General features: G+C 67.9%; 12 protein-coding genes. 10 read left to right on the top strand and 2 right to left on the bottom strand.

Features of this window, described 5'->3' with window-relative positions; translation table 11 throughout:
- The first annotated feature begins 150 nt into the window (after nucleotides 1-150).
- The 7 genes from ACF07N_RS17100 (at nucleotide 151) to ACF07N_RS17070 (ending at nucleotide 6472) form a co-directional block, all read left to right on the top strand.
- Complete coding sequence (locus ACF07N_RS17100) at nucleotides 151-591, top strand: ATP-binding protein (protein ID WP_392113351.1); 441 nt, start codon at nucleotides 151-153, stop codon at nucleotides 589-591.
- A gap of 41 nt (nucleotides 592-632) precedes the next feature.
- Nucleotides 633-1913, top strand: coding sequence for a UDP-N-acetylglucosamine 1-carboxyvinyltransferase (locus ACF07N_RS17095; protein ID WP_392113656.1), 1281 nt, complete (start codon nucleotides 633-635; stop codon nucleotides 1911-1913).
- The gene (locus tag ACF07N_RS17090; RefSeq protein ID WP_392113348.1) at nucleotides 1910-3148 is read left to right on the top strand and encodes a metallophosphoesterase; all 1239 of its coding nucleotides are present in this window, start codon (nucleotides 1910-1912) and stop codon (nucleotides 3146-3148) included. The genes ACF07N_RS17095 and ACF07N_RS17090 overlap by 4 nt, the downstream gene beginning before the upstream one ends.
- Nucleotides 3145-3684, top strand: a complete 540-nt coding sequence (dcd, locus tag ACF07N_RS17085) for a dCTP deaminase (RefSeq protein ID WP_392113345.1) — start codon at nucleotides 3145-3147, stop codon at nucleotides 3682-3684. The genes ACF07N_RS17090 and dcd overlap by 4 nt, the downstream gene beginning before the upstream one ends.
- Nucleotides 3681-4217: a deoxycytidine triphosphate deaminase gene (locus ACF07N_RS17080; protein WP_392113342.1), complete on the top strand. Its 537-nt coding sequence runs from the start codon at nucleotides 3681-3683 to the stop codon at nucleotides 4215-4217. The genes dcd and ACF07N_RS17080 overlap by 4 nt, the downstream gene beginning before the upstream one ends.
- Entirely contained in the window at nucleotides 4214-5335 is a 1122-nt protein-coding gene (locus ACF07N_RS17075) for a glycosyltransferase family 4 protein (RefSeq protein WP_392113339.1), read from the top strand. The genes ACF07N_RS17080 and ACF07N_RS17075 overlap by 4 nt, the downstream gene beginning before the upstream one ends.
- A 93-nt stretch (nucleotides 5336-5428) precedes the next feature.
- A complete protein-coding gene (locus ACF07N_RS17070; protein WP_392113337.1) occupies nucleotides 5429-6472 on the top strand; it encodes a serine hydrolase domain-containing protein in 1044 nt (347 codons plus the stop codon).
- 117 nt (nucleotides 6473-6589) lie between these two features.
- On the opposite strand, the gene ACF07N_RS17065 is transcribed toward ACF07N_RS17070, so the two are convergent.
- Together ACF07N_RS17065 and ACF07N_RS17060 are read right to left on the bottom strand one after the other, a co-directional pair.
- Entirely contained in the window at nucleotides 6590-8656 is a 2067-nt protein-coding gene (locus tag ACF07N_RS17065; RefSeq protein WP_392113334.1) for a protein kinase, read from the bottom strand.
- Between the two features lie 213 nt (nucleotides 8657-8869).
- A complete protein-coding gene (locus tag ACF07N_RS17060; protein ID WP_392113654.1) occupies nucleotides 8870-9106 on the bottom strand; it encodes a MerR family DNA-binding transcriptional regulator in 237 nt (78 codons plus the stop codon).
- Between the two features lie 301 nt (nucleotides 9107-9407).
- Here ACF07N_RS17060 and ACF07N_RS17055 point away from each other — a divergent pair, with 301 nt between their 5' ends.
- The 3 genes from ACF07N_RS17055 to ACF07N_RS17045 all read left to right on the top strand — a co-directional run bounded on the left by ACF07N_RS17055 (nucleotide 9408) and on the right by ACF07N_RS17045 (nucleotide 11255).
- Entirely contained in the window at nucleotides 9408-9911 is a 504-nt protein-coding gene (locus ACF07N_RS17055) for a hypothetical protein (RefSeq protein ID WP_392113331.1), read from the top strand.
- Nucleotides 9912-10200: 289 nt separating this feature from the next.
- Nucleotides 10201-10617 carry a hypothetical protein gene (locus ACF07N_RS17050; RefSeq protein WP_392113328.1) on the top strand — a complete coding sequence of 139 codons (417 nt, stop codon included), beginning with the start codon at nucleotides 10201-10203 and terminating at the stop codon, nucleotides 10615-10617.
- A 20-nt stretch (nucleotides 10618-10637) separates the two neighbouring features.
- The gene (locus ACF07N_RS17045; protein ID WP_392113325.1) at nucleotides 10638-11255 is read left to right on the top strand and encodes a hypothetical protein; all 618 of its coding nucleotides are present in this window, start codon (nucleotides 10638-10640) and stop codon (nucleotides 11253-11255) included.
- Nucleotides 11256-11279: the final 24 nt, after the last annotated feature.

Below are 11279 nucleotides of genomic sequence, written 5' to 3'. Positions count from 1 at the left end.
CCGATCCTGCCTGCCCAACCGAGCGTAACCGAGCAGTGATTGGCCGCGATGCAGCTCCTGCATAAGTGATGCAGCCCCAGCACACGGCGTGGCCCTGCTTGCCCCTGGAGCGGTTGCGTGGAGTAGCCGCACCGATCCAGGAGGCCGCTCATGGAAGCGCACCAGCTCACTCTCTCGCTGCCCGCCACACCTGCTGCGGTCTCCGCCGCCCGGCACGAGGCCGCAGACGCGATGGCGGGCTGGAAGGCGGAGGAGCTGAACAGCGATGTGCTGCACACCGCCGGACTGGTGATCAGCGAGCTGCTGGCCAACGCCGTCCAGCACGCAGACACCGACCACGTTTCGATGGCTGTGCGACTCATCGATGCCGCTCTGCGCATCGAGGTCTGGGACTCCAGCCCGGTGCTGCCGCGGCCCCGCCTCCCGGACGACCACAGCGAGGACGGCCGCGGCCTGTTCCTCGTCACCGCTCTGACCGACCGATACGGCGCCAAGCCGACACCCACGGGCAAACGGTGCTGGGCCGAGATCGACCTGACCATCCGCCCAGATCGGGAAACCGCAGTCTCCCTTCCCCTCCAGAGGAGTTGATCGTGGCAGACACCGTCTCCACCCCGCTCAGGGCCGCCGAGGTGATCGCCGTACGACCGGGACCACCACTCACCGGCATCGTCACTGTCGATGGGTCCAAGAACGCCGCCCTCCCGCTGCTGGCCGCCGCGGCGGCCTTTGGCCGCCCTGTGCGGCTGGGCAATGTGCCGGCCAACACGGACGTCCAGATCATGCTCGCGCTGCTGCAGCAGGCCGGCTGGCACGTCGCGCAGCCCGTCGGAGAGCCGAGCACTGCGGTGATCCTTCCGACGGAAAGCCGGTGCACGGTTCCCGTACTGGCCCAGGCCGCCCAGATCCGCGCCTCCTACTACCTGGTGCCGGCCCTGCTCGCACGGCACGGGGAAGCGCGGCTGCCGTGGCCGGGAGGTTGCCGGATCGGTGCGCGCGGGATGGAACTGCACTTCAAGGTGTACCAGGCATTCGGGGACCGGACCGCCGTGGACGATTCCGGGTACCGCGTCGAGGCAGTCGCTCCCGATACGGCCACCGTCTCCCTGATGCTGCCGTTCCGCTCGCGAGGGGCGACCGTGGCGGCCGTGCTCCGGGCCGTCACGGCCGGACGAACGCTACGGCTGGGCGAACCCAACCTCTCGCCGGAAGTTCTGTGCGTACTCGACGCCCTGAGCGCAGTGGGCTGGGAAGCCCGGACGAGCGAGCACCTCCTGAATCTGTCACCACCGTCCTCGGAGTCGGCCGACGCCGTCTGGGCGGTGCCTGGAGACAAGGTCGAAGCGGGGACACTGGCCTGCGCGGTTGCCGCCACCGGGGGTGACGCACGTATCGAGGGAGTCCGAAGCAAGGACATGGGGCCGCTGGTCGGGGCCCTGCGACGGCTGGGGATCCCCGTCAGCAGCGAGACCGAAGCCCTCGCCATCCGCGCCCAGGATGCGAGGATGACCGGTCGTCCTCTGCGGGCCATCGCCTCCCTCAGCCCCGGCGGCCTGGACGCCGACTTCGAACCTCCACTCATGGCACTCGCCCTCGGCCTGCCCGGCAACCACCTGTTCGCCGACGCGATCAACCCTGGCCGCCACGGCAATCTGCTGCCTCAACTGGCCCGTCTCGGAGCCGATATCGAGGAGATCTCCCCCACCGAGTGCCGTCTCTCCGGCCCCCAGCGGCTGACCGGGACAGGCGTGGAGGCCACCGACATCCGCACCGGCTCCGCACTCATGGTCGCCAGCCTCACCGCCCGCGGTGTCACCACCCTCGGTGGCCTCGACCAGCTCCGCCGCGGTCACGCCGACCTGCCCGGCAAGCTCCGCGCGCTGGGCGCCGACATCTGCGAGGTCACCCCATGACCACCCCCCGCGCCCTGCGCCAGGTCGTGGCCACCACGGATGTCCACTCCACCTTCGACAACGCCGTGCCCTTCCTGACCCACCTCAACGCCCTCCGCGAGACCTCGCTCATCGTGGACTGCGGTGACTTCTTCGAAGGCAGCGGCTACTACCGCCTCGCCCACGGTGCCATCGAGCGCGAGATCCTGCTCAAGCTCTACGACGTTCTGGCACCCGGGAACCATGGCTGGCACCACCACTTCGAACCCGGACTCCACCAGCTCACCGTCTGCGCCAATGCGGTCGACGCCGACACCGGTGACGCACTCTTCCGCCGTGTACACACCGCGCGCCTCGGTGGCCGGCGCGTCGGCATCACCGCGGTCATCGGGCAGCAGGCGTTCCACGGCATCCCCGCCGGGCAGCGAACCGGTCACAGCGTCACCGACCCCGTCCAGGCCCTGCGCGAGATCATGCTCGCCCACCACCACGAAGTGGACGACTGGGTCCTGCTCAGCCACTCCGGCTTCGACGAGGACCTCAAGCTGGCCACCGCCTGCCCCTTCCTCGACCTGATCTTCGCGGGCCACTGCCACAGCGACCACTACGGACCTGTCCATGTCGGAGACACCCTCGTCCTCAAAGGCCGAGAACTCGCCGCCGGATACGCCCTCGCCGAGCCGGTCGGCACCGGCTGGGCCGCGCGCATCACCGACTTCCCGGAGCACAGCTCGGGCACCACTCCGAAGAAACTCGTCAAGGTCACACGGCAGCTCGACCGCATGCACAGAGCGCTGGCCAAAGCCATCGGTCCCGTCAGCGAGGCGTACTGCCATCAAGTACCAGACCGGCACCGTTTGCTGACCGATGTTGCCTCGCGACTGCACACCGGACTCGGCGCCGACGCGGTCATCCTCAACGAGACCGCGCTCCGCCCCGTGCCCCTCGGCAGCACGCTCACACGGGGCGACCTGCTGGGCATCGAGCCCTTCGGCAACCAGTTGGTCCACGCCCAGATCCCAGACAGGTACCGCGCCCCACAGGACCTGCTCGCCCAGCTCGTGGAGCAGACCGGTCCTCTCGTCACCATGCCGGATCCCCTGCCCGACGGCATCACCACAGTCCTGACGACCGACTACGTCGCCGAGAACTACCTCGGCCGGCGCACCCACGAGGCGGGCCTGCGCCTCGACCAGGCAGTCCAGCACGTGCTCACAACCCCCCGTCCCGACACCGCCCCTGGAGACAAGCGATGATCCTCACCGGTCCCGAGATCACCGCAGCCGCACACGACGGCCGCCTCCGCATCACCCCTTTCTCCGCCGAGCAGGTCAACCCCAACAGCTACAACGTGCGCCTCGGATCAACCCTGATCGTCTACACCTCCGAGGTACTGGACGCCCACCGCCCCAACCCCACCCGCGACATCACCATCGCTCCGGAGGGCGAGGTCCTCCAGCCCGGCGAGCTGTACCTCGGCCACACCCTCGAAGAGGTCGGCTCCGACACGTTCGTCCCGTTGCTCTTCGGCCGTTCGTCCATCGGGCGGCTCGGCCTGTTCGTCGAGATCACCGCTCCGATCGGAGACATCGGCTTCCACGGCCAGTGGACGCTGATGCTCACCCCGATCCGCCCGTTGCGGGTGTACGCGGGCATGAGAATCGGGCAGATCATGTTCTTCGTCTCCACCGGCGACATCGACCCCTACCGCGGCAAGTACCAGGCCGCAGCCGGCCCGCAGCCGTCGAGGTACTGGCGGGACACGGCTCGCATCAAGGCGGTGGCCTCGTGATCCTCACCGGCCCCGCAATCAACGCTGCCATCCAGACCGGCGAGATCACGATTCATCCGTACGACCCGGCCCGCCTCTCCCCGAACGCCTACGACTGGCGACTCGGCGACACGATCCGCGTCTGCACCGGTGACCTGGACGCCGCCGCTCCCACCGAGTTCACCGAACAGACCATTCCCGCCACGGGCCTGGCGCTGAAGCCCGGAGTGCTCTACCTCGGCGTCACGCTGGAGCAGACAAGCTCGGAGACATACGCACAGCTCCTCAACGGCGACCGCACCCTCGGCGCGCTCGGCATCTGGGTCCACGTCTCCGCCCCGCTCGGCCACCAAGGCCATGCCATCCGCTGGACCCTGGAAATCCGTGCGGCCAAGCCCGTCCGCATCTACCCGGGCATGACCTTCGGCAAGCTCGTCTTCCTCACGGCCTCCGGCACCCCGGTCAGCTACCAGCAACAGTGCGCCAAGTACGCAGCCAGCAACGGCATCGACATCTCCCGGCTCTACGAGGAGATGCAGGGAGGCGCCTCGTGAACCCAGTCGCGCAGCACACCGCTGGGCCGCTGGCCGCCACCTGCCTGGACCTGCCGGCAGGAAGCCCCGGTGGAAGCGTCGAACTCTTCCTCGACCTCTACACCGGCGACCAGCCCCTCGTCCCAGCCCGCGCGTTCATGCTCGGTCCGTCCACTCCAAGACACCGCCTCCCCACCGGACTCGACCTACTGACCGTGGCCGGGAAGTGCCTGGAGGGCCCCGCCTTCGGCCGCTACGTCGCAGCCCTGCGCAAGGCCCTCGCGGTCGCGATCGACCCAGCCCAGATCGGCGTCCTGCACCTACAGCACCTCGCCTTCGGCGCCACTCCCGCCCTGATCCGGGCCCTGCCCTCGCATCCCCGCATCGCCCTGGTTCACGGCACGGACCTGATCTTCGCCGAGGCACACCGCGACCAACTACAAGTCCTGCGCGAGTCCGCCCGAGCCGCTGACGCCATCGTGGTGCCCACCGGTGCGATGGCCGACCACCTCCTCAAGCTCGCCCCACAGCTCGACCGCAGAAAGATCTCCCACATCCCCTGGGGCATCCCCGACCACCTGCTCACCGATCCGCCCACCCGGCCAGCCCGAGCAGCCTCCAGCCACTTGCGACTGCTCTACGCGGGACGGCTGACCGCCGAGAAGGGCGTCGAGGCCCTGGTCAAGAGCCTGTCCCGAGTCCCAAGCATCGAGCTCAGCATCGCCGCGCCCCGAGCCCAATTCCATGCCCTGGCTCCGCTCTTGCAACGGGCCGGCGTGAAGGCCCGCTACCTCGGCTGGCTCCGCCGTCCACAGCTGTGGAGAGCGTTCACCGAACACGACGCGCTGGTCATGCCGTCCACCACCTTGGAGGCCATGGGCCTGGTCGCGCTGGAGGCCCAAGCCTGCGGACTGCCCGTCCTGTACCAGCCCGTACCCGGCCTCAGCGAAACCCTCGCCGCCTCCGGCGTGGCCACCGACTTCAGGCACTCCGCGGCCCTGGCCCGTGACCTCGACCGGCTACGCACATCCTCCGGCCTGCTGTCCGCTCTACGGCAGGCAGGCTACGCAAACGCGGCACGCTATCCGCTCTCGGCAACCGCACGCTCCCTGACCGACCTCGGCCGCCAACTCGCCTGAACCTCATTCCGACGGCCCGACACGTCACTACCCGACCCACTGCACGAACGTCACTACGCTGACCAGCGGGATGCCCCGGCGAACAGGGAGACCATGACGTACGACAGCGACCGCATCGAAGCCCTACTGGAAGAGGGCGTCCGCGACAAGGTGTACCCCGGCGCCGTGTGGGCCGTCGGCGACTCCACTGGTATCGGCGCACAGGGCACCATCGGCGTCCTCGACCCCGACGAGCCAGACGTGCCGATGCGCACCGACAGCGTCTTCGACGCCGCCAGCCTCACCAAGATCCTTGCCGTGTGGTCGTCCATCGGCGCCCTGTGGGAGGACGGCACCCTCGACCTCGACCAGCCACTCGGAACCATCTGGCCCGAGGTCACCGGCCACCCGCTCGGCGTCGTAACCACCCGGCAGCTGCTGACGCACACGGCCGGCGTCCCACTGCGGGCCCAGCTGAAGAACCTCTACGGCACCAATGCGGAGGACATCCGCAGCGGCGTTCTCCACGAGCGACTCCACCGGCCCCCCGGCCAAGCGGTCGAGTACACCGACCGGGCCGCCCTCATCCTCGGCTACCTCGCCGAACACCTCTCCAGCCAGCCATTGGACCAGCTGGCCACCACCCGCACCTGGCACCCACTGGGCATGAACTCCACCCGTTTCGGCCCACTGCCCGCCGAAATTGCCGCCCGCTGCGCGCCGACCGAACTCGACCAGGACACCGACACCCACCTCAAGGGAATCGCCCACGACTTCTCCGCACGCCTCCTGGGCGGCGTCTGCGGCATCGCCGGTGCTTTCACCGTCCTCGACGACCTCATCGCCTTCCTCCGCTACATGCTCGACACCGCCACCGCACCAGAACGAGCCGGATTCGGCCCCACTTGGACCGCCGAGTCACTCACGATCCAAACCGGCGCCTTGCGACCTGCGCGCGGCCTGTTCTGGCACCCTGCTCCTGGCAGCGACCCTGCCGACGACATCTGGGTGCACTACGGCTTCACCGGCACGGGCATGTGGATCTCACCTCGCCGAGGACGATGGGCCGTACTGCTGACCAACAAGCTCTACTACACGCGCGAACGTCAGCCCCTGACCGATGTCCGAAACGTCTTCCGCGAGCTTGCCTTCATCTGAGGATGCTTGCACTTCGATCCGGACCCGGCACTGGACACGGTGATGCAACTTCTGAACCTCACCTCCGAGCCAACCGGACTCACGGGCTCCGGACGTGCTCGTCGAAAGCTCATCTGTTCAATGGGCGCACTCACCCGAGCCGATGAGTTCGGGTACACGGCTGTTTCCCTCATAGACGGCGACGGACCAGCGGGTGTAATTCCAGGTCAGGTTGCTGTTGTATTCGGCCGTCAGCTTCCGGCAGAGGGTCGTGGAGACGGCGTCTTGGAAGTTGGCCCGTTGGGCTCGGCCGATGAGTGCTCCGTCGGTATCCCGAGCCCACACGTATGCGGCCTTTTCGACCGGGTCAAAGCCGAGGTCGATGGCATCGCTCGCGGCAAAGGGCTCCAGGCCGTGGCCTTCGGCGATCCTGACATTCCAGGCGGTGGTGATGGCCTTGTCGGTGGCGTCGGCGACGCGGATCTCGGCCTTGTCGCTGCTCGGTATCCCGGCGGTCGCGATGCCGGACTCATCGCCCTGCCACTGCCCGGCGATCACGCTGTAGCACCCGTCGGTGGCCTCGCCGAAGCCGAGGATGCTCGGTTCGAGGTCGCCGTCGAAGTTCTTCCAGGAGATGGCGAAGCGCCCGTAGGACCAGGTGATGGGATAGTCCTTGAGCCGGTACGCGAGGGCGGAACAGGCGGCCATGTCCCCGGCCCGACGGAACACCTCCTGGTGATCTTCGGGTATCTGGGAGATCGGACCGCCTGTCACCATCACGGTTTGTGCCCGCCTGTTGAACGTGACTGTGGGCGTCATAAAGTCCATGTCCTTGGTGGCGAGCATGGCCGCCATCCGGTCCCTGATCGCCTTTGCGACGTCCTTCTCCTCCGAGGTGCTCGCGACGGTGCTCACCCTCCATTCCTCGGAGGTCGGTTCAGCTGCGTCGCCCGCGCGCGTGAAGGCCGGGTTGGACACCCCCGCCAACGGAGCTGATGGGACGACGGCACTGCGCGGATCGGCCGACGATTCATTCGCGTCATCCGACCCGCTGGTCTGGGTGGGTGAGGTGGGGCCGTTCTCGGGCGTGGCCGTGGATTTAGTGGGACCGCCTGTGGGGCTCTCCGCCACGCTGGCCTTGCCCGGGGCATCGCTGTCGCCATAGGTGGGGAAGGCGAGGGTGGCTCCGGCGATGCCTCCCATCACGGCTGCGGCGACGATGACAGCCGTGATGCCGCGCCTGCGTGAGAACGAGGACGGCGCATGCCAAGTCGGATCGTCCAGCGTGGGCATGTCCCACTCGGCCGTAACCAGTTCTCCCACCCGGGTGGGCTCCAGTCCTCCGTCGCCGCCGAGGACCTGAGTTGCCTGGGAGGCGAGGAGCCTTGAACACTCCTCCGCCGCGTCGACCGCGGTCATCCGGTCGGACGGGTCCTTGGCGAGAGCCCTTTCCAGAACCTCCCGCAGTTGCTCGGGGGCCCCGTCGAGGTCCGGATCGCCCGACATAACGCGGAAGGCGACGGCGTCCGGTGCACCGGTGCCGAACGGAAGGCGGGCGGTGGCGGCGTAGGCGACGAGCGCGCCCCAGGCGAACATGTCGCCCTCGGGTCCGGCCGTGCCGGCGCGGTAGTACTCGGGGCTGATCCAGCCCGGGGTGCCAGTGATGACGCCGGTCCGGGTGACGCTGGTGCCGTCGGCGGCGCGGGCGATGCCAAAGTCCAGCATGCGGGGCCCGGCGGGAGTGAGGATGACGTTCTGCGGCTTCACGTCGCGGTGGACGACATCGGCCGCGTGGATCGCGGCCAGCGCTTGGGCGGTACCGGTCGCGAAGGCGTACAAGGTGCCGCCAGCAAGAGGCCCGTGCTCGGCCAGGTGCTGGTTGAGGGTCGGGCCGGGCGCGTAGGCAGTTGCCAGCCACGGCTCGGCGGCCTCGGCGTCTGCGGCGAGGAGCGGCACGAGGCACGGACCCTGTACGCGGGCGGAGAGTTGAACTTCCCGACGAAACCGCGCCCGGAACTCCAGGTCCTCCGCCTGCGCGGGATGGATCACCTTGACCGCGACCCGAAGCCCGTCGGTCGTGAGGCCGGCGTGGACGATGCCCATCCCGCCGGAACCGAGACGGCCGATGATCCGGTACGGGCCGACGCGGGAAGGATCACCAGGTCGGGCAGGCTGAACCCGTCCGCCGGAGCCAGCAACACTCACAGACAGTCCGTTCCTTGATGTGCCATATGTGGTCGGGCAGTTGAGCCGAGGATCTCCCCAACGCCGACCTTCTTCGGTAGTGAATGTGCCTGTGTGACAGGTGAAGGAACTGTGAGGTTGCCTCGATCCAGTGAAAAGTCACCTGATCGTCTAAGGCTCACCAACGGTGAGGGCCTATCGGCCGCCTACGAATGCACTAGCGCCAGCACACGCCTAGCTGATCGCCCCGCCTATTCCCGGTCGTCCACCCCCCGAGCAGCTCAACGATCTCCTACAACGGCAGGCCGAGGTGTCTGGCGGCACCGATGAACGCCAGTCGCTCGATCGCGTCCTCGGCGTACACCGGTAGCCGACCGGAGACCGGTCGGCCGGCAGTAGTCCGGCGCCGTCGTAGAAGCGCAGGGCAGTGGCAGGGGCTCCGGAGCGTGCGGCGAGCTGGGAGATTCGCATCGTCTTCATGCCATCGGCCGTAACCCTCGCCCCGGGTCGAAGGTCAAGCCGGAATCCGTGCGCCGCCCCGGAGCCAGCAGAGACCCACCGTCCGGTTCGAGCTGCCCAACCTCTGGGCATTGCACACGCCAGCCAACAATGGGCGATCGGCCACGGCAAGGGCCGCGCCGTCGTCCACGGCTACAACTCACCTGAACCGCAACAGGGGTGGGGGCCCTGAGAAACATCGAAGGCGGCAGCCGCGCTCCGGTCCCTGTCGTAACGTGGCCTCACGCTCACCGCGGGAGTTGAAGGGGGACCCATGGGACCGAGAAGCGCTGCCGCAGTCGGCAAGGACTTCCCGTACACGCTGGCGACCACCTGCTACATCGAGGTCCACAAGGACGGCCGAGTCACCCAGGGCGCGGGAACCGACGCCTATCAACGGGCACTTGCCGGAGAATCCCGCCTTTTCGCCGTCTGGCCCGGGCAGTGGCGAAGCGACCTCTTCGCCATCGACGACCTGGACGAGTACGCCCGGGCGCACGGCATTGTCCATGACGAAGAGAGAACCGGTCTCGCCGAGCACATCCACGACGTCAAGTGGGCCTTGGCGGACCGCGAGCCGAATCCCCGCAGCCAGTACGTCAGCATTGACCTACGCCTCGTCTGCGGATGTTCGATCAACGACCGCCGCACCTTCGCATCGCAGATGCGAGAGCAGCAGGGCTGGGATATGGCAGTCACCGGCGGCTGGGGCCGTCAGACGAACGCGAACGGCACCACGTACACGTTCCGTGTCCGCCGCCGGAGCCTCAGCTCTTAAGTGAAAATCTAGTACCGAACAGTGAGTCGGCTGAGGGGCCTCAGACCTGCGCGTTCAGCTCGTTCCAGCGATGTCACGTCCGCAGCGACGGTATGGGGTCCAGCGGGCAGCAACCCCGATCACAGGCTCTGCCCAGGTGGGCGTCGTGGGCAGTCGCCTGAGACATGCCGAGATCAGTACCCCGGACGTGCCATGTCCCTCTATTGAAGCCGAAAGACCTGGATCCTCCTTGGGTAGAACCCGACCGGCCGCACACCCCGGGCCTTTGAACCGAGGAGGATGAGCTTGCATGACTAGGAGCGACATGAATCTTGATGAGCTCCCACCGCACGCCCTCGTGGTTGAGAAGGGCCAAATCACCCCGGTTGGGAAAGCGATCCTCGCCAAGACGGCCGAAGACCTGATCGCCGTCTGCCGGCAGGTGAGGGACCCGCAGGCGGCACTCCAGGCGCTTCCGGGACTCATCACCAAGCACATGGCGGAGATCGGCAGTCGGCACACCCACGTCGCGCCCGGTTCACGGGACTCGGTCCACACCAGCCAGGTCGGGGCCGCGAGTCTGGAGCGACGCCCAGGCCGACCCCCGCTGACGGGGAGTGGGACCGAGGGACAGCCGGACACCAACACCAATCCTTCCGCCCACCCGCGTTGCCTCCAGCAGCACGGCCGCAACCGCGACCACCTTGACGCCCTCGGGCGGACCTGACAGGGGATGGGGGCTCTGGCATGACGGTCGTGTCCCGTGAGCGCCTCTTCGCCATGTCGCTCCACTTGCACCGGGGTGACGCCCGACAGCCGCTGGCCATCATGCTGCGCCGCGACGGGGGCCACTGCATCGCCACCTACGACCCTGAGCGAGCCTCCCCCGACGCTGCGGCCATGCTGGCCCGCGTGCGCCTCTCCTCCGAAGGCATCGCAGTCTCCGAGGTGATCCTCGTAGATCACGACCGGGACTTGACGGCCTTGTACCGCGCGGCTTCGAAGCTGCTACTGGACGTAGAAGTCACCAGCGGGCCACGGATCACCGAACCCGTTGTGAGAGTGATCAGTCAGGATCCCACGCAGGCGGTGTACTTCATCCCAGAGGACTGGGACCTGTCCGACGCCCTCGACAGACTGCCCATCGCCTTCGCCACCGCTCGGCCGAAGATCGCTCGCTATCTGGACCGGATCGAGCAGGCAAAGAAGGACGCGGAAGGGAAGATCGACCAAGCCCTGGACATGGTGGCCGCACTCATCCTGGAGACGGATGATCCTGACGGCGTCTTCGACGAAGTACTGCGTATCGGCCACCAAGTCCGGGCCGAGCGGTCGGCGGGCAGCGCCCCAACCGAGGCGGCCTGAACACAGGCGCAAATTCGCCCGCGC

The organism is Streptomyces sp. NPDC015242 (assembly GCF_043079125.1).
GTDB lineage: Bacteria > Actinomycetota > Actinomycetes > Streptomycetales > Streptomycetaceae > Streptomyces.
Note: the sequence above shows the minus strand (reverse complement) of the source record. Positions and strands in the feature narration are given on the sequence as shown.